Genomic DNA, 17,761 nt, shown 5'->3' on the forward strand with positions numbered 1-17,761 from the left:
GTTGGCAAGATTCGTGGGATGTGGACACACCCCCGAGCGATCGGCTTACTGGTCGGCTACGGCCTCGATCGAGTGTTCGCAGACCCGAGACGCTGGCACCCGGTCGCAGGATTCGGGACCACGGCACTGCGCGTCGAACGCGCCCTCTACCGCGACAGTCGAGCCTCGGGCGTCGTCCATGCGACCGCGCTGATCGGCTCGATGACCGCACTCGGCGTCGCGTCGAGTCGCGTGGCCGCCCGTGTGGGTGCACCTGCTGAAGTTGCTCTGGTCGCGGCGGCTACCTGGGCCGCGCTCGGAGGCACGTCACTGTCGAAGGTGGGCCGGCAGATGGCCGACCATCTCGACAACGACGACCTCGAGGGCGCACGCGCACTCCTGCCGTCACTGTGCGGTCGAGATCCGGAACCACTCGACTCCGACGGTCTTGCACGCGCCGCCCTCGAGTCCATCGCAGAGAACACCTCCGATGCGACGGTCGGCGTGTTGGTGTGGGGAGCGCTGGCCGGGGTGCCGGGAATTCTGGCCTACCGAGCGAGCAACACGCTCGACGCGATGGTCGGCTACCGCTCGCCGAAGTATCTGCGCTTCGGTTGGGCCGCAGCACGAATCGACGACGTCCTGAACCTGCTGCCGGCCCGCGTCACCGGCCTGGCGACGGTCGTCGCAGCTCTTTCGGTGCAGGGTTCGCCCACCCGAGCCCTGAAGATGTGGCGACGCGACGCCGCGCAGCACCCCAGCCCCAACGCAGGTGTCGCGGAGGCGTCGGCTGCCGGGGCACTGGGGCTGCAACTGGGTGGCAGAACGCAGTACCGACACGGCGTCGAGATCAGGCCGACACTCGGTGACGGACACGCGCCGACCGCACGCGATCTTCGCCGATCGGTCGCACTGTCGAGCCGAGTGCAAGAACTGTCTGCGGTCGCTTCAGCGATTCTTTCCGTAGCGATCGGCCAGGCGAGGATCCGACGGCGTCGTCTGGCGTGACGCCGCTCGCGCCCTGGCTCGCTTCTCGCGACGCGTGGGCAAGGTGAACTCTTCCTCGTCCGGACCGGCCTGATCCGGACCGGCCTCGTTCTCGCCCTCGGGCTCGGTATCCGGCTCGCCGGGGATCGCGTCCGCGAGTTGTGCACGCGCATTGCGGCGTTCCCGTATCTCCGCGCGAGCGAAATACGCCAGACCCAACGGTGCCATGATGCCGAACGCCAGCCACTGCAGACCGTAGGACAGATAGGGGCCTGCGTCGGTCTGCGGCAGTTCGATCAAGCCGAGACCGCCCGGCTGACCGTCGTCGAGCTGGAGGTATCCGTCGATGGCGTCGACTCCTACCGCCGCGCCGATCTGTTCCGGGTTGATGTTGTAGACCTGCAGTCGACCGTCGTCCTCGACGGGCTCGCGCGAGGTGCCCTCGGCTTGTCGTACCCGTGCGTTCAGTGTCACGTCACCGGTGGGGGCCGCCTCGAACTCGGGCGCTCTGGTTCCTTCCACCGGCAGTACGTATCCGCGGTTGACGAGCACGGTGGGCCCGCCGTCGATCACGAACGGGGTGATGACCTCGTATGCGGGCTGATCACGGATGCTGCGCAGCCGCACCAGCACGTCGGAATCTGCGACGTAGGACCCGGGGGCGATGACCCGACGCCACTCGTCCTCGGCCGGAAACCCGTCGGCCGTGAGAACGTCCGAGATCGGTACCGGATCCGCGTCGACGGATCGGGTGATCAGATCGTTGCGCTCGGACGTCGAGGTGTTCTTTCCCAACTGCCACGGAGCGAGCACGCTGAAGCACAGGAACGCGAAGGCCAGCACCACCGCAGCCAGCACCAACCACTTGGGTCGCAGCAAGAACGCTAACTTGTCCACGCCACCACGGTAGCCGGGTCAGCGAGGGAGCCGAGACCGTGCCCAGTCCAGCAAGCCGGGCACGGCACCTTCGATCTGCTCGCGCACCTCGGTGAATGCCGAATCGGATGAGTAGTACGGATCGGCCACCGACGAGTCGTCGGCATCGGGGTCGAACGACCGCAGCAAGGCGACACGATCGGCCGGAGCACCGAGCTGCAGCAGGGCGCGAGCATGGCCGGTATCGAGTGCGACGATCAGATCCGCTGCCAGATGATCCGGCCCGACCTGCGCCGCCGCGTGCTCGCTGTCGTATCCGTGGGCATCGAGCTCGGCGACGGTTCGAGGATCCGCGCCGTCGCCCACATGCCAACCGCCGGTCCCTGCGCTCGAGACGCGCACCGCCTCGCTCAGGCCGGCGTCGCGCAAATGACCAGCGAAGACCTTCTCGGCCATCGGCGATCGGCAGATGTTGCCGGTGCACACGAACGTCACGTGCAGTGGCTCGGTCATCGCACGGCCGCCGTGTTCTGCTCGAGCACGGCGGCCAGCTCGTCCATGCTCGACGCGGTGAACGCGGCGTCGTCGCTCTCGCCGTCGACGCCGTAGCCCCACTCGACGTACACCGTGGGAATGCCGAATCGAGCGGCACCGTGCACGTCGTGATCACGATCACCGATCATGATCACCCCGGCGGTGCCGCCGTCCGCGGACTCCACCGGGTCGATGCCGAGGTTGGTCAGCGAATGCGCGATCACGTCGGACTTCGCCCGTCGGGTGCCGTCGTTGCTGGCACCGCCGATGAACTCGAAGTACCGCGACAGACCGAAGTGGTCCAGAATCCGGACCGCGAATCGCTCCGACTTCGACGTCGCCACACCGAGCCGGACGCCGCGATCCTGCAATCGCGTCAACACCGACTCGATGCCGTCGAACGCGGTGTTCTCGGCCCAGCCCCGCTCGTCGTAACGCTGGAAGTACGCCGCCAGGGCACGCTGCGCCGCATCCTCGTCCAGGCCGAGGCCGCGCAACGTGTCGATCAGGGGTGGTCCGACGACCATCGACAGCTGTTCCTCGGTCGGTTCGGGTGCATCCACCGACGCCAGTGCGTGGCGAAAACCGGCGTGAATTCCCGGTGCGGAATCGGTCAACGTCCCATCGAGATCGAACAGGACAACGGACGCGGGAGCATCGACAGACATGGTCGGAGCCTATCGGTGCGGGCTGTTCGGTGACGGCGCGGCTACGCTCGTCGCGATGTCCGACACAGCTGCCGATCCCGATGCGCTCCTCCGTCACCACGGAGACGTCGAGGTCGATTCCGGATTCGTCGACTTCGCCGTCAACGTACGCGGCGACGGACCGCCGGCATGGCTTCGCGATCGGCTCGGCGCGGCACTGAGTTCGTTGGGTTCGTACCCGAGCGCGGCCGCCGAGACGGCCGCGCGAGAACAGGTGGCCGAACACCACGGCCGCTCACCGGACGAGGTACTGCTGCTCAGCGGCGGGGCCGAGGGTTTCTCGATGCTGCCGCGGCTTCGGCCCCAGCTCGTGGCGACGATCCACCCGTCGTTCACCGAGCCCGACTGGGTGCTGGAGCAGGCAGGCATTGCGGTGCACCGAGTGATCCTGCCGCCACCCTTCGAGCTCGACCCGACGCTCGTACCCGACACCGCCGACATGGTGATCCTCGGCAACCCGACCAACCCCACATCGGTTCTGCACCCCCGTGAGGCGGTCCTGAGTCTGCGTGGATCCGGACGCATGCTGGTGATCGACGAGGCCTTCGCCGACGCAGTGCTCGGGGAGGGGGAATCGGTGGCGTCACAGAGCCTGGACGATGTGCTGGTTCTGCGCAGTCTGACCAAGACGTGGGCGTTGGCGGGATTGCGGTGTGGATACGCACTGGGGCACCCCGACGTCCTCGCGCGACTGCAGTACGGCCGTGCGCACTGGCCCCTGGGGAGTCTGCAGATCGAAGCGATACGCGCCTGCACCGAACCGTTCGCCGTCGATCGGGCACGCGTCGAATCGGAGCGCATCCACCGCGAACGCACCGCGATGACCCAGCGCCTCGAGGCCTTGGGCCTGGACATCACCGGCCCGGCCCGTGCGCCGTTTCTGCTGCTGCGCGTCGACGGAGCCGACGTCGTTCGAGAACGTCTGCGCACGATGGGTATCGCGGTGCGGCGCGCGGACACGTTCCCGGGGCTCGACCGGCACCACCTGCGCGTCGCGGTACGGGACTCGCAGCGGGTCGACATACTGGTGGACGCGTTGAAGACCGTTCTGTGAGGAGAGCAGCGAACATGGCAGTGACACTGGCCGACGTCATCGAGGTGCTCGACGACGCGTACCCACCCCGTCTTGCGGAGAGCTGGGACTCGGTGGGCCTGGTGTGCGGAGATCCGAAAGCTGTTGTGCAGCAGGTCGTGTACACGGTCGACGTCACCGACGCCGTGGTCGACGACGCCATCGCCCGCGGTGCCGATCTCATCGTCGCCCACCATCCGTTGCTGCTCAAAGGCGTCGACACCGTCGCGGCCGACACCGCGAAAGGATCGGTGATCCACCGTCTGATCAAGGCCGACTGCGCGCTGTTCACCGCCCACACCAACGCCGACTCCGCAGATCCCGGAGTCTCCGACGCACTCGCATTCGCGCTCGGGGTGATCGACACCCGGCCACTCGATCCCATTCCGTCTCCCGCACACGACAAGTGGGTGGTCTTCGTGCCCACCGCCGACTCGGCGGCGGTGCGACAGGCCCTGTTCGACGCCGGAGCCGGGCAGATCGGCGAGTACAGCGAAGCGAGCTGGCAGAGTGCGGGTCTCGGCCGATTCCGTCCGGGCCCGAACGCACACCCGACGCTCGGCGTTCTCGGCGAGGTGCACACCGAGGCGGAGGATCGCATCGAGGTCGTGGCCCCCAAAGGGCTACGTGCTCAGGTACTTTCGGCGATGCGTCGGGCACACCCGTACGAGGAGCCCGCGTTCGACGTCTTCGAATCCGCGGCTCTACCGTCGTGCACCGGCCTGGGCCGCATCGGAAAACTACCGAATCCGATGACAGTGGCCGAGTTCACCGAGGTCGTCCGCGAGGCGTTGCCCGCCACGACGTGGGGAGTACGCGCAGCGGGAAACCCCGCCGCCATGGTTTCGGTGGTTGCGATGTGCGGGGGAGCGGGTGACTCGTTCCTCTCCGCGGTGGCGCGCACCGACGCCGATGTGTACGTCACCTCCGATCTGCGGCACCACCCGGTCGACGAGCACCTGCGCGCCGGCGGCCCCGCGGTGATCGACACCGCACACTGGGCCTCTGAGTTCCCGTGGTGCGCACAGGCGCGAGACATCGTCGACGCCGCGTTCGGTGACACCGAGGGATGGAACAGCTGGGTCACCGAGGTGCGTACCGACCCGTGGACACTGTGATCATCGAACCCACGACCTGCCATCGAGTGGATCCGGCTCACTCATATTCCTGCAGCCGGTAGGGTAATCCGAATCAACTTCCATAGTCGCAGGAGTCATCAAGCGTGAACGTCGATCCCAAAGTCCAGGCCTCGCTGCTCGAATTGGCCGGTGTGGATACCGAACTCTCGCAGATCGCCCACCGCCGCAAGAGCCTCCCCGAACAGCAGGAGGTGGACAAGCTCGAGACCGAGCGCACCACGCGCAAGGATGCCGCGGTGACGGTGCAGATCTCGATGGACGACCTCGACCGGGACATTCGCAAACTCGAAGGCGAGGTCGACGCGGTTCGGCAACGCGAAGCCCGCGACAAGAAGATGCTCGAGAGCGGCACCATCGCACCGAAGCAGATGACCGAATTGCAGCACGAGCTCGGCAGCCTCGAACGTCGTCAGGGCATCCTCGAAGAGGAACTGCTCGAGGTCATGGAGCAGCGTGAGGCCAGCGAACGTGACTACGAGCACGCCGGTGCGCAACTGACGCAGATCGAGGACGAGTTGGTCGACGCCGGCCGCCGCCGTGACGACGCCGTCGCAGACCTCGATGTCGCCGAGAAGCGCAGCGCCGAGCGCCGCGAATCGTTGGCCTCGGGATTGCCCGCGGATCTGCTTGCGCTCTACGAGAAGCAGCGAGCGCTCACCGGCCGCGGTGCGGCACTGCTGCAGGCTCGTCGATGTGGAGCGTGCCGGATCGAACTCGACCGCAACGAGATCGCGAGCATCGCAAACAAGCCCGCGGATGCTCTGATTCGTTGCTCCGAGTGCAACGCAATCCTGGTGCGCACCAAGGAATCCGGAATTTGAGTCAGGTGTCGAGGGTCGTTGCCGAGGCCGATGGTGGATCGCGTGGAAATCCTGGGCCCGCCGGATACGGCGCGGTGGTGCTCAGTGCAGATCGCTCGCAGGTGCTCGCCGAGCGTCGGGCGTCGCTGGGCGTGGCGACCAACAACGTGGCCGAGTACAACGGACTGATCGCCGCACTGACCGCGGCCCGCGATGTCGGTGCCCGTGAGGTTGCCGTCCGCATGGACTCCAAACTCGTCGTCGAACAGATGTCCGGACGTTGGAAAGTGAAGCACCCGGACATGATTCCGCTTCAGCGACAAGCGGCCGAACTCGCCCGCGGCTTCGATTCCGTCACCTACGAGTGGATTCCGCGTGCACAGAACTCGCACGCGGATGCGCTGGCCAACGAGGCGATGGACGCGGCGGCCGAGGGCGTGGACCTGTCGGATCGGCCCGACGCCGAGCCGGTCGCAGCGAAGCCCGCGTCGCCTGGATGGACCGGTGCGATGGGGGAGCCGACCCGCCTGCTGCTGTTGCGACACGGCCAGACCCCCATGTCGGTCGACCGTCGATACTCCGGCCGAGGCAATCCCGACCTGACCGAACTGGGTCGACGCCAAGCAGGCTCTGCCGCAACGGTTCTCGGTGCACGGACGGATATCGACGCCATCGTGGCCTCGCCGCTCGCGCGCGCCCAACAGACTGCTGCGGCGACAGCCGACCGTCTCGGTTTGCCTGTCACCACGGTCGACGGTCTCATCGAAACCGACTTCGGCGACTGGGAAGGGCTCACCTTCACCGAGGCCATGGAACGTCACCCCGAGGTCCACAAGGCGTGGCGAGGCGACACCTCCGTTGCACCGCCGAACGGTGAGAGCTTCGACGCAGTACGCACGCGCATCGAAGCGACCCGCGATCGATTGCTCGCCGAGTACGCCGGGAAGACCGTTCTGGTGGTCACCCACGTGACACCGATCAAGATGCTGCTGCAACTCGCACTCGACGTCGGCCCGTCGCTGCTGTACCGACTGCACCTGGATCTCGCGTCCCTGAGCATCGCCGAGTTCTACCCCGACGGCGGGGCCTCGGTGCGCTTGGTGAACGACACCTCGCACCTGGCCTCGCCGGCCTGAATCGAGGCTCGGTTCCGTCCACGGGATCCGGGCGACAACAGCGACAACAGTCTCGACTCGTCTCGCGAGCCGGGTGCTGCGGTGTAGACGATCACCCGCACGTCGGAGCCGGCAGGCCGAAACACGTCTCCATCGAGGACCATCGACCCAACCAGGGGGTGGTCGATGCTCTTGCGTGCTCCCCGGTAGACGGTCGGACGTGCAGAGCGCCAACGATCGGAGAATTCGTTGCTGCGGGCCCGAAGGTCACGGACCAGACTGTCGAGCTCGGCGTCGTCGGGATGCGATATCTGTGCCACACGGAGGTCCCCGACCAGCGCGTCCCGATACTGCTCTCGTTGTGCGGGATCGACCCACATCGACGACGTGTCCTCGGTCATCTCGAACCAGACCTGGTTGCGTGAATGTCCGGACAGGTCCATCGGATCGCCCATCAGCGCGAACAACGCCGCGTTCCATCTCAGCAGCCACCAATCCGCCGCGTACACCGCAGTAGGCCAGTGGTCGGCTCGGGCCAGCAGTCGATCGACACTGTCCGGTACCGATCGATCGACAGCCGACGACGGTGCCGCGAGTCCGGCAGCTCGATACAACACCCCGGCATCGGCGAGGTCGAGACCCAAGGCCCGAACCAGAGCAGCGACCACCGCCGCCGACGGATTCGACGCACGGCCCTGCTCGAGTTGAACCAGATAGTCCACGGAGATCCCGGCGAGGGTGGCGAGTTCTTCGCGGCGCAGTCCCGACGAACGCCGAGGTCTGACGGTCGAGTCGGACGGAACGGGTGCGCTGCGGTCACGCCAGCCACGGAGCACCGACGAGAAACCCGCCGGTCGGCGTCCCTGCTGCTCTACGCTCATCTCCCCACTGTGCCACCTCGGCCACGTGCGTCTCCTCGACGACGACGTGGGTGGTACCGGCAGACCTACCGACAATCGGCATCTTCTCGATTGGATCGCCGAGCCCTAGCGTCGACGTCATGAGCACAATCACGATGATCACCGGCGGCAACAAGGGAATCGGCCACGAGACAGCACGGCGCCTACAGCGTGCCGGCCACACCGTGATCATCGGTGCCCGCAACCGTGAGCTCGGTCGTGCTGCTGCCGCCGACCTCGGCGTCACCTTCGTCCAACTCGACGTCACCGATCAGGGCAGCGTCGACGCTGCCGCACACCAGGTGCGTGTGGACCACGGACGCCTCGACGTCCTGATCAACAACGCCGGCATCACCGGGGCCTTCGTGCCGCTCGAGCAAGGATCGGCGGACGACGCCCGAGATGTCTTCGACACCAACGTCTTCGGCGTCATTCGAGTGACCAACGCATTCGTGCCACTGCTGCAGATCTCGAAGAACGCACGAATCGTCAACGTCTCCTCGGGCGTCGGATCCATCCACGACACCATCGAGCAGGGCTGGTTCGACTGGCAGGTGGTGCCGCCGATCTACGCGTCGTCCAAGACGGCACTCAACATGCTCACGGTGAAGTACGCGCACGCACTCCCCACGATGCGAGTGAACGCTGCCGACCCCGGCTACACCCGTACCGATCTGAACGGCGGCAAGGGAGCACACGACGTCACGCAGGGCACCGACGAGATCGTTCGACTCGCCACGATTGCCGAGGACGGACCGACCGGCACCGTAGGAAACAGTCAGGGTCTGCTTCGCTGGTGAGTCATCGACCGAGAAGACACTGTGCGCCTTCCGACAGGCGAGGCGTCGGACCGGCATGTCGCTCGGGTCGAGTGGGGGATGATGCGTTGCGTGTTCACTGACGCCGAGCGCGAGCCCATGGCGGCGCGCTGGATGGCAATCGCATCGCCCGCATCGGCCGCCGCAGGGCTGGCAGTTGCCTTCACCTGGCGATACTGCGTGCCCCGGATGTGGATCGATGCCGATGCCCCACCACCTGTGAATCCGGGCGACTCCGGGTACTTTCGCGTGTACGACTACGTGCAGTACGTGTCGGGACCGCCGTGGTGGCCGATCACGTTGGTCGCTCCGGTCGCGGCACTTCTGGTCGGGACCGTCGTCTCGATCACGGTCGGATGGATTCTGCGCGCCCGATCGCACGGCCGGGCGTTGCACATGTCGGCCCCACTCGTGGCGGGAGGCCTCGTAGGCGCGGGGGCAGCATGGTGGGCACGACGTCGACCTCCCGAGATCCGCATCAGGATGGTCGCGGATCCCTACTTCGATGACCTCGGGCCGACCGGCGCTGCACGCCAGGAGATCTACGGCGGACCGCCGCTGTTCGACACCGTGCATGCCGGGCTGCTGTTGCCGGTGGTGGGGGCGGTGGTCGGTAGCGTGGTCTTCGCTGTGGGCTTGGCGATCACGACACTCCGCGTACGGCGCTCGATCTGACCGAGGCTCAAACCTGCAGTGCAAGCCACAGGCCTGCCACCGCACCGACGATCGTCAGCGGTGTCGTGATGACGCCCAACACGGTGAAGGTTCGCAGATCTGCCGGCTCGTCGTTGGCCGATGCGACGCGTCGCCAGAGCATGATCGCCAGCGATCCGACGTAGGTGAGATTGGGGCCGAGGTTCACCCCGATCACCATGGCCAACAACAGTGCCGGGGGAGCGTCGGCCCCGAATGCGGCCAGCAGCAGCAGCGTCGCGGGCAGGTTGTTGACGATGTTCGACGCCACCGCCGCGATGGCGGCCGCGGCCAGCAGCGAGGCGAAGCTGGTGTCGGACGGCAGAATTCGGGCCAGCCAGTCGCCGATCGGGCCTGTGGTGACACCGAGAACGACGATGCCGAGCAAGAAGACGAAGCCACAGAACGGTAGATCGGCACCGCGCAGAATGGCGCGAGCACTGGTGTGGCGTCCTCGAAGTGCGGGGATGGCCAGTGCCACCGATCCCACCGCGGCCACCCAGAACGGTTCGACGTCGAACAGCCCTGCCACGGCGAAACCGACGAGTGTCGCGGCGAGGATGACCAGCGTGGTCCGGGGTGCAGGGACGTTCTCGGTGCTCTGCAGGGTCGAGCTCTTCGGCGGTGTGGCGGTGCGAGTCAGATCCTCGCGGAAGAAGATCAGGAACACCGCCAACTCGATGGCCACCGCGAATATCCAGGGCAATGCCATCAGAGCGGTGAAGTGCAGGAAGGTGAGTCCGGTCGCGGCGAATGCGAGCAGGTTGGTCAGGTTCGATACCGGCAGCAGCGTCGACGCCGAATTGGACAGGTGCGCCGTGGCGTAACTGTGTGGACGCGGCGACATTCTCAGGACGCGAGCAGCACCGATGATGGCCGGCGTCAACAGCACCACGGTGGCGTCGAGGCTCAGTACTGCCGTGGTCGATGCGGCTGCTGCGAACACGAGTGTCAACAGTCTGCGGGGGCTGCCCTTCGCACCTCTTCGCAGCTTCGCCGCGATCCAGGTGAACACTCCGAGCGCGTCCGACAGATGCGCCAGGATCAAGATGAACGCCAGAAACACGACGGTCGGAGCGAGTTCGAGTACCTGCTCGCGTGCGGCGTCGAGGCTGACGAGGCCGACGACCAGGACGATCGCGGCAGCCGGCAGCGCGGCCACGATCTCGGGCAGACCCCGGGGTCGGACGATCGCGAAAACGAGCACAGCTGCGACCAGTGCCGCGGCGAGAACGGTCACGCGAGAATCTTCACGAGAGTGCGCAGATTTCGAGTGGTGGTCGTCGGCTTGAATTTCGCCTTGGCCGTCGCTTTCCCGAAGCGACTCGTCGTCGTGCTCCCCGCGCGGACCTCCCAGTACACGACATCGCGTCCGGCAGCGACACGTTCGAGCTCGACATCGAGTTCGTCTGCGAGAGCGGACAATTCGGTCAGATGGGTGGAGTCGGTTCCGAACACCACGTAAGGATGCCACCCTTGCCGTTCGGCGTCGAACGGGTAGCACTCCACGATCGCCCGAAGTGTCGGCGCGTCCAGGACGACAACCCAGGCCTGATAGCCGAACGCCTGGGCAAGCGTGTTCTCCACCTGTTCCTTCACGACGACGGAAGTCAGCGGGGAGTTCAGCAGGACATTGCCGGTCGCGAGAACAGTGCGGACATCGGTGAAGCCGGCCGACGTCAGGGCCGCACGAAGATCGGCCATCTTGATGTTGATGCCACCGACATTGATGCCACGCAGCAACACGACCCACTCACTCATGAAGGGAACTGTAGTTCGGTTTCCGGCGACCGCGGAGCGCCGAGTAGAGTACGCAACCGCGAACGAGTTGGCCGGACGGCTGCGGCTCGAAGGACGGGCGAACGAGTGTCGTCGCGCTTCGAGCCGAGGAAAGTCCGGACTCCACAGAGCAGGGCGGTTGTTAACGGCAACCCGAGGTGACTCGCGGGACAGTGCCACAGAAAACAGACCGCCTGCGGATCGGTTCCTCGGAATCGAACGGCAGGTCAGGGTGAAACGGTGCGGTAAGAGCGCACCAGCATCCCAGGTGACTGGGATGGCTAGGTAAACCCCGCCCGGAGCAAGGTCGAAGGCTGCACCCCGAAAGTGGTGCAGCTGCGCAGGTGCTCGAGGGCTGCTCGCCCGAGCCTGCGGGTGGACTGCTCGAGGTACCCGGCAACGGTGTGCCCAGATGGATGGTCGTCGACGTCGAACCCGCGAAAGCAGGAACGGCAGACAGGATCCGGCTTACAGGCCGACTCGTTCGCACTCACTATTTCTTCCGCAGTTCTCCTGCGGTGTCGCTCCATGGGGCACACTGGAAGTCATGACCGACGACGACACCTCCTGGTACTACGACATCAGCACCAAGCAGGTCGTACAGGGCAAGCAGACCAATGCCCTCGACCGCATGGGCCCGTATCCGGACAAGGCCACCGCGGAGCAGGCGCTGAAGATCGCCGCGGCGCGCAACAAGGCCGCCGATTCCGACGACGACTGGAACAACTGACGGTGCTGCTCACCCGGCTGAGGGCCCCGGGCTTCGACTTCGAGGCCATCAGATCCGAGTTCGCACTGAACGAAGCGTTCGACGCAGACGTGATGCGCGAGGCGGTCGAAGCCCGAGACCTGCACGCCGACAGCAGAATCGACCGCACCGACATCCCGTTCGTCACCATCGACCCGCCCGGCTCGAAGGACCTCGACCAAGCCGTACACATCGAGAAGACGTCCAACGGATTGGTGGTGCACTACGCAATCGCCGACGTGGGCGCACTGGTGACGCCCGGGGGAGCGCTCGACACCGAAACCCGTCGACGCGGTCAGACGTTCTACCTTCCCGACGGATCCGTGCCGTTGCATCCACGAGAGCTGTCGGAGGGCTCGGGCAGCCTGCTCGAGGGACAGACGCGTTGCGCCGCGCTGTGGACCATCGAACTCGACGACGTCGGCGAGGCGGCCGCGTGGACCGTCACCCGCGCGCTCGTTCGATCGACCGCCCGGCTCGATTACGCCGCAGTGCAGGCCGATGTGGACGCGGGGACACCGCATCCGTCCATCGCAGCGTTGGCCGAATTCGGGGCCCAGCGCGCAGCTGCAGCGAGACGGCGCGGAGCCGTCGACATCACCCTGCCCGAGCAGGAAGTGGTGCCGGACGGGCGAGGCTGGCGCATCGTGCTGCAACCACGCACCGCAGTGGACGGGTGGAACGCCGAAATATCGCTGCTGACGGGAATGTGCGCCGCCAGAGTCATGCTCGACGCCGGAATCGGTATCGTGCGCACCCTCCCGCCTGCCTCGTCCGAATCCGTGGACACACTGAAGAAGACGGCAGCAGCCCTCGGAATCGACTGGCCCGCAGGCGCATCCGCCGGGTCTGTGCTGGCGGGTCTGCCCACCGACGAGCCGTCGACACTGGCGATGATGACCCAGGCGACCGGTTTGCTGCGCGGTGCGGACTACCTCGCGTTCGACCGCACGACGAACCCTGTGGACAGTGATACATCGGTCGAGCATTCGGGAATCGGCGCGCCGTACGCGCACGTGACGGCACCACTGCGGCGGCTGTCCGATCGCTTCGCCACCGAGGTGTGCCTGGCCGTCGTGGCCGAAGTGCCGGTACCGGACTGGGCGGCGCAGGCGCTGCCGGAGTTGCCCGCCATCATGCGCGGATCGGATTCCGCGGCGTCGAAGGTGGACCGCGCCTGCATCGACCTCACCGAGGCGCACGTACTGGAAGACAGAGTGGGCGAGCATTTCTCGGCCGTCGTGCTGCGCGGTGCCGAGGGGAAGCGGGACGCCGAGGTGTTGGTGTCGCAGCCGATCGTTCTCGGCAAGTGCGACGGAGAACCGCCCGCGGGAGAGTCGGTGAAGGTCCGGTTGACCCGGGCCGACACCGACTCGCGCACAGTCCGGTTCGACTACCCGGCCGTCACTGCCTGAAACGATCCGTCGCCTCGACGAGGTGATGCACGATGCCGGGTTCGGCTGCAGAGTGCCCGGCGTCGTCGACGATCACCAGATCTGCCGAGGGCCAGGCCTTGTGCAGCGCCCACGCGCTCGTCGCCGGGCACACGACGTCGTAGCGGCCCTGCACGATGACACCTGGAATGCCGTCGAGCAAGTGGGCATCACGTAGCAGTTGATTCTCTTCGAGAAAGCAGTTGTTACGGAAGTAGTGGTTCTCGATACCGGCAAATGCCAGGGCGAACCGCGAGTCCGAGTTGTCTTGCACTGCATCCGATTTGGGCAACAGGTAACTCGTCGCCGCCTCCCAGGTGGACCACGCCACCGCGGCTTTCGTAGCGGCCTCGCGGTCGTCGGACGTCAACTGCCGGTGGTATGCCTCGACGAGATTGCCGCCGCGCTCGTCCTCCGGAACAGGTTCGAGAAACTTCTCCCACAGATCGGGGAAGATGTGGCCTGCCCCGCCGCCGTAGTACCAGTCGATCTCCGACGGCCGCACCAGGAAAATCCCCCGCAGAATCAGTCCTCGCACGCGATCCCGGTGCGACTGTGCGTACGCCAGCGACAGCGTCGAGCCCCAGGAACCGCCGAACACCAACCACGTGTCGATGCTCAGATGTTCCCGCAGCTTCTCCATGTCCGAGATCAGCCGGTCGGTGCTGTTGACCGACAGATCGGCGCCGTCGGCGATGTGCGGGGTCGACTGCCCGCAGCCCCGCTGATCGAACAACACGATTCGATAGGCCTGCGGGTCGAAATACCGCCGTTGCAACGGATTGGTGGCCCCGCCGGGACCGCCGTGTACGAATACCACCGGAGCGCCGTCGGGATTACCGGAGACTTCCCAGTAGATCTGTTGTCCGTCGCCGACATCGAGGTGTCCGGTGTCGACAGGATCGATCTCGGGGTACAGAGAACGCATCCTAGAAGCCCACCAGACCGGATGCGAGGTCCGGAATGTCCAGCGAGCGGATGGCCTCGTCCCGCACGTCCGAGCACGTCTCCGTCGTGATGTCGTCGACGATCGCTCGGTTCTGCACCACCTGCAGGTTGATGACGCCGCTCTGCGCCGCCCAGGTCTGCACCAGGATGTTGAGCCCGCCCCGGCCGAGCGTCGGCCCCTGGACGCGCCAATTGGACAGCTGCGCCTCGAGATCGGTGCACAGCTGTTGCTTCTGGGCATCGGTGATCACTGCTTCCGCCGGCGGTGCGCTGACCGTGGTGGTCGGCACGACAGTCGTCGTCGACGACGACGAACCAGTGTTGGTCGTATCCGTGCTGCACGCACCGATCAGCGTGAGGAGCGCAGCCGCGCCGACTACTGCGACTGCGCTTCTCCGTGCCTCGAAGGTCGAACCTCGTCTGAGTTTCATGGTCCGAGTGTGCCATCCGCACCCGACGGAGACGGTAACGATCAGTAGCTGTGTTCGGGCCCGGGGAAGACACCCGACCGCACCTCGGACAGGTACGTCGTTGCCGCGGTCCGCAAGGAATCGCCGACGTCGGCGAACTTCTTCACGAACTTCGCGGTCTTACCGTTGGTGTATCCGGCCATGTCCTGCCACACCAGAACCTGCGCGTCGCATTCGTTGCCCGCACCGATGCCGACCGTGGGAATGGTCAGCTTGCGGGTGACCTGGCCGGCAATGTCGGCGGGAACCATCTCCATGACGACGGCGAATGCTCCCGCTTCCTGGACTGCGATGGCGTCGGCCACCAGCTGCTCGGACGCGTCTCCGCGACCCTGAACGCGGAAGCCACCGAGGGTGTTGACACTCTGCGGGGTGAAGCCGACGTGGGCCATCACCGGGATGCCCGCGGCAGTGATCGCGGCGATCTGAGCGGCCACGCGCTCGCCGCCTTCGAGCTTGACTGCGCCCGCGAGACCCTCCTTCATGAACCGGACAGCGGTTTCCAGTGCCTGCTGCGGCGAGGCCTCGTAGGTGCCGAAGGGCAGATCTGCGACGACGAGGGCGTGCGGTGCGCCGCGGACCACCCCGCGGACCAGCGGAAGGAGCTCGTCGACGGTGATCGGCACGGTGGTGTCGTAGCCGTAGACGACGTTTGCCGCCGAGTCGCCGACGAGGAGAACCGGAACTCCGGCTTCCTCGAAGATGCGGGCGCTGGAGTAGTCGTAGGCGGTGAGCATTCCCCAGCGCTCACCGTCGGCCTTCATCTGCAGAAGGTGGTGGGTGCGGGTCTTGCGGGTCAGCGCGGTGGAGGGTGCTTCCTGAGCGGATCCGCCGTACACAGCAGTTTCGGACATCTTTGTCCCTTTCTGGTCCTCGAGGCCCGCTCGGCGGGTCCCCGGGATGGGGTGTGATGACGTGGGCAAGTCTGCCACTGCTCACGACCTGCCGGACCGCTACCGGCAGTGCAATTGGTCACACCCCGCCGCGCGCCGCGTAGTCCCGCCAGCCGTTGGTGATCGGCATGCGGCGGTCACGTCCGAACGCACGAGAGGTGACCTTGGTGCCGATCGGATACTGACGCCGCTTGTACTCCGACGCGTCGACCTTGCGCAGGATGTCCGCGACCACCGCGGCCTCGAATCCGGCCGCCACGATGTCCTCGAAGCCCTGGTCGTGGTCGACGTACCTGAACAGGATGGCGTCGAGCTCGTCGTAATCGGGCAACGAGTCGGTGTCGAGTTGCCCCGGCCTGAGCTCTGCGGACGGCGGCTTGTCGATGCTCGACTCGGGGATCGGAGGAATGTCCCCACGGTCGGCCGCGGACTTGTTTCGCCACCGCGCCAGATCCCACACGAGCGACTTCGGCACGTCCTTGATCGGCGCGAAGCCGCCGACGGCATCCCCGTAGATCGTCGAATAGCCAACGGCCAGTTCGGATTTGTTGCCGGTGGCCAACACCAGATGGCCGAAGCTGTTCGACAGTGCCATCAGCACCATGCCCCGGCATCGCGCCTGGATGTTCTCCTCGGCGAGCCCGGTCAGATGCAGCTGGTCGACGTAGCGGGCGACCATGTCGGCAATCGGCTCGACGCGGAAATGAACACCCGTGCGCGACGCGAAATCCTCTGCGTCGGTGCGAGAGTGAGTCGACGAGTACGTCGAGGGCATCGACACTGCGTGTACCGCATCGTGGCCCAGGGCGTCGACGGCGATCGCGGCGACCACCGCCGAATCGATACCGCCGGACAATCCGAGAGCCACCGAACGAAAACCGTTCTTGTGCACGTAGTCTCGTAGACCCGTCACCAGTGCGCCCCACACCTGTTCCTCGGTGCTCACGATCTCTGCGAGGAACGGCTCGGCTCGCTGCCAGCCGGTGACCGCCACGTCGGGGAGCGTGACCCGATCGATGGTCCAGCCGGGTACCTCGGCGGCATCCGGATGTGGTGCCGTCGGAGCATCGACGTCGACGATCAGCAGATGCTCGACGAATTGCGGGGAGCGGCCCCAGGTGGAGCCGTCCGGACCGACGACGAAACTCGCCCCGTCGAACACCAACTCGTCCTGGCCGCCGACGACGTTGACGTAGGCGATCGGAGCGCCGATCTCGGTGGCCCGTCGCAGGGCGATGGAGCGACGCACCTCGTCCTTTCCCTGCTCGAAGGGGCTGGCGTTGAGGCAGAGCAGCATGTCCACCCCGGCCGTGGCATAGGCGGGCACGGACCCGCCCGGTTGCCAGATGTCCTCGCAGACAACGACGCCGAGCCGCAGGCCGTTCACCGTCGTGATGCTCAGGCCGGATCCCGGAGCGAAGTAGCGTGCCTCGTCGAACACTCGGTAGGTGGGGAGCGAGTGCTTGTCGTACCGAGTCGTCACCCGTCCGTCGGTGATCACTGCCGCGCTGTTCCGCGAGCCCTCGGCGTCGCGATCGAGGTAGCCGACCACGACGATGCGATCGCCACACCCGGCAGCGTCGAGGGCTGTCGCCAACTCGGTGAGGCAGTGCGCCGAAGCGGCGGCGAACGACGGTCGCAGAGCCAGATCCTCGACGGGGTATCCCGTCAGCGCCATCTCGGGAAACACCACCACGTTGGCACCGTCGTGAGCTGCGCGGACCGTCCACTCGACGATCGCTGCGGAATTCGCTGCAAGATCGCCGACCACGGAGTTGATCTGGGCGAGGGCGAGTCGAAGTGCCTGCACGGCATCCACGCTAGTGCTCGCACGACGTCCCCGCCGGGCAGCGGGAGCGGAGGGCCCGAAA

The 17,761-nt window shown here is 66.3% G+C and carries 19 protein-coding genes and 1 other RNA gene; 10 read left to right on the forward strand and 10 right to left on the reverse strand.

Annotated features, from left to right (window positions below; translation table 11 throughout):
• Positions 1-18 precede the first annotated feature (18 nt).
• A complete protein-coding gene (locus CH306_RS19635) occupies positions 19-987 on the forward strand; it encodes a cobalamin biosynthesis protein (protein WP_094647630.1) in 969 nt (322 codons plus the stop codon).
• Here the strand turns inward: CH306_RS19635 and CH306_RS19640 are convergent.
• Genes CH306_RS19640 through CH306_RS19650 form a run of 3 tightly spaced genes read right to left on the reverse strand, consistent with a single transcriptional unit; the run spans position 928 to position 3,044 of the window.
• Positions 928-1,863, reverse strand: a complete 936-nt coding sequence (locus CH306_RS19640) for an SURF1 family cytochrome oxidase biogenesis protein (protein ID WP_094647632.1) — start codon at positions 1,861-1,863, stop codon at positions 928-930. The two genes, CH306_RS19635 and CH306_RS19640, sit on opposite strands and share 60 nt — an antisense overlap.
• 18 nt (positions 1,864-1,881) lie before the next feature.
• Complete coding sequence (locus CH306_RS19645; RefSeq protein WP_176459219.1) at positions 1,882-2,355, reverse strand: low molecular weight protein-tyrosine-phosphatase; 474 nt, start codon at positions 2,353-2,355, stop codon at positions 1,882-1,884.
• Positions 2,352-3,044 carry an HAD-IA family hydrolase gene (locus CH306_RS19650; RefSeq protein WP_094631646.1) on the reverse strand — a complete coding sequence of 231 codons (693 nt, stop codon included), beginning with the start codon at positions 3,042-3,044 and terminating at the stop codon, positions 2,352-2,354. The genes CH306_RS19645 and CH306_RS19650 overlap by 4 nt, the downstream gene beginning before the upstream one ends.
• 55 nt (positions 3,045-3,099) lie before the next feature.
• Here CH306_RS19650 and cobC point away from each other — a divergent pair, with 55 nt between their 5' ends.
• The 4 genes from cobC (at position 3,100) to CH306_RS19670 (ending at position 7,230) form a co-directional block, all read left to right on the forward strand.
• A complete protein-coding gene (cobC, locus tag CH306_RS19655; RefSeq protein ID WP_094631709.1) occupies positions 3,100-4,137 on the forward strand; it encodes an Rv2231c family pyridoxal phosphate-dependent protein CobC in 1,038 nt (345 codons plus the stop codon).
• A 14-nt stretch (positions 4,138-4,151) separates the two neighbouring features.
• A complete protein-coding gene (locus CH306_RS19660) occupies positions 4,152-5,273 on the forward strand; it encodes a Nif3-like dinuclear metal center hexameric protein (protein WP_094647634.1) in 1,122 nt (373 codons plus the stop codon).
• A gap of 104 nt (positions 5,274-5,377) precedes the next feature.
• Positions 5,378-6,115 carry a zinc ribbon domain-containing protein gene (locus CH306_RS19665; RefSeq protein ID WP_032394446.1) on the forward strand — a complete coding sequence of 246 codons (738 nt, stop codon included), beginning with the start codon at positions 5,378-5,380 and terminating at the stop codon, positions 6,113-6,115.
• A gap of 5 nt (positions 6,116-6,120) precedes the next feature.
• On the forward strand, positions 6,121-7,230 hold the full coding sequence (locus CH306_RS19670; protein ID WP_094647636.1) for a bifunctional RNase H/acid phosphatase: 1,110 nt from the start codon (positions 6,121-6,123) through the stop codon (positions 7,228-7,230).
• Here CH306_RS19670 and CH306_RS19675 read toward each other — a convergent pair.
• The gene (locus CH306_RS19675; RefSeq protein ID WP_094647637.1) at positions 7,164-8,090 is read right to left on the reverse strand and encodes a helix-turn-helix domain-containing protein; all 927 of its coding nucleotides are present in this window, start codon (positions 8,088-8,090) and stop codon (positions 7,164-7,166) included. The genes CH306_RS19670 and CH306_RS19675 overlap by 67 nt on opposite strands.
• Before the next feature lie 119 nt (positions 8,091-8,209).
• On the opposite strand from CH306_RS19675, the gene CH306_RS19680 reads away from it, so the two are divergent.
• Together CH306_RS19680 and CH306_RS19685 are read left to right on the forward strand one after the other, a co-directional pair.
• Complete coding sequence (locus CH306_RS19680; protein ID WP_179272918.1) at positions 8,210-8,908, forward strand: SDR family NAD(P)-dependent oxidoreductase; 699 nt, start codon at positions 8,210-8,212, stop codon at positions 8,906-8,908.
• A 90-nt stretch (positions 8,909-8,998) separates the two neighbouring features.
• On the forward strand, positions 8,999-9,601 hold the full coding sequence (locus tag CH306_RS19685) for a hypothetical protein (RefSeq protein WP_143545405.1): 603 nt from the start codon (positions 8,999-9,001) through the stop codon (positions 9,599-9,601).
• A 7-nt stretch (positions 9,602-9,608) separates the two neighbouring features.
• Here the strand turns inward: CH306_RS19685 and CH306_RS19690 are convergent, their stop codons facing one another.
• Together CH306_RS19690 and CH306_RS19695 are read right to left on the reverse strand one after the other, a co-directional pair.
• Positions 9,609-10,859, reverse strand: a complete 1,251-nt coding sequence (locus tag CH306_RS19690) for an SLC13 family permease (RefSeq protein WP_094647643.1) — start codon at positions 10,857-10,859, stop codon at positions 9,609-9,611.
• The gene (locus tag CH306_RS19695; protein ID WP_094647645.1) at positions 10,856-11,380 is read right to left on the reverse strand and encodes a DUF1697 domain-containing protein; all 525 of its coding nucleotides are present in this window, start codon (positions 11,378-11,380) and stop codon (positions 10,856-10,858) included. Before CH306_RS19695 ends, CH306_RS19690 begins: the two co-directional genes overlap by 4 nt.
• Before the next feature lie 63 nt (positions 11,381-11,443).
• Here CH306_RS19695 and rnpB point away from each other — a divergent pair.
• The 3 genes from rnpB (at position 11,444) to CH306_RS19710 (ending at position 13,561) form a co-directional block, all read left to right on the forward strand.
• An RNA gene (gene rnpB / locus CH306_RS19700) (RNase P RNA component class A) lies at positions 11,444-11,885 on the forward strand.
• 60 nt (positions 11,886-11,945) lie between these two features.
• Positions 11,946-12,128 (forward strand): hypothetical protein, encoded by a 183-nt coding sequence (locus CH306_RS19705; protein WP_045194843.1) that lies wholly within the window; start codon positions 11,946-11,948, stop codon positions 12,126-12,128.
• Between the two features lie 2 nt (positions 12,129-12,130).
• Positions 12,131-13,561 (forward strand): RNB domain-containing ribonuclease, encoded by a 1,431-nt coding sequence (locus CH306_RS19710; RefSeq protein ID WP_094647647.1) that lies wholly within the window; start codon positions 12,131-12,133, stop codon positions 13,559-13,561.
• Here CH306_RS19710 and pip read toward each other — a convergent pair.
• The 4 genes from pip to CH306_RS19730 form a co-directional block, all read right to left on the reverse strand.
• On the reverse strand, positions 13,551-14,507 hold the full coding sequence (pip, locus tag CH306_RS19715; RefSeq protein ID WP_094631655.1) for a prolyl aminopeptidase: 957 nt from the start codon (positions 14,505-14,507) through the stop codon (positions 13,551-13,553). The genes CH306_RS19710 and pip overlap by 11 nt on opposite strands.
• 1 nt (position 14,508) lies before the next feature.
• The gene (locus CH306_RS19720; RefSeq protein ID WP_094647649.1) at positions 14,509-14,958 is read right to left on the reverse strand and encodes a hypothetical protein; all 450 of its coding nucleotides are present in this window, start codon (positions 14,956-14,958) and stop codon (positions 14,509-14,511) included.
• Positions 14,959-14,999: 41 nt separating this feature from the next.
• Positions 15,000-15,851, reverse strand: coding sequence for a 3-methyl-2-oxobutanoate hydroxymethyltransferase (gene panB, locus CH306_RS19725; RefSeq protein ID WP_094631656.1), 852 nt, complete (start codon positions 15,849-15,851; stop codon positions 15,000-15,002).
• A 118-nt stretch (positions 15,852-15,969) separates the two neighbouring features.
• The gene (locus CH306_RS19730) at positions 15,970-17,700 is read right to left on the reverse strand and encodes an NAD+ synthase (protein WP_094647806.1); all 1,731 of its coding nucleotides are present in this window, start codon (positions 17,698-17,700) and stop codon (positions 15,970-15,972) included.
• Between the last annotated feature and the right edge of the window lie 61 nt (positions 17,701-17,761).

This window comes from Rhodococcus sp. 15-725-2-2b (genome assembly GCF_002259075.1).
GTDB lineage: Bacteria > Actinomycetota > Actinomycetes > Mycobacteriales > Mycobacteriaceae > Rhodococcoides.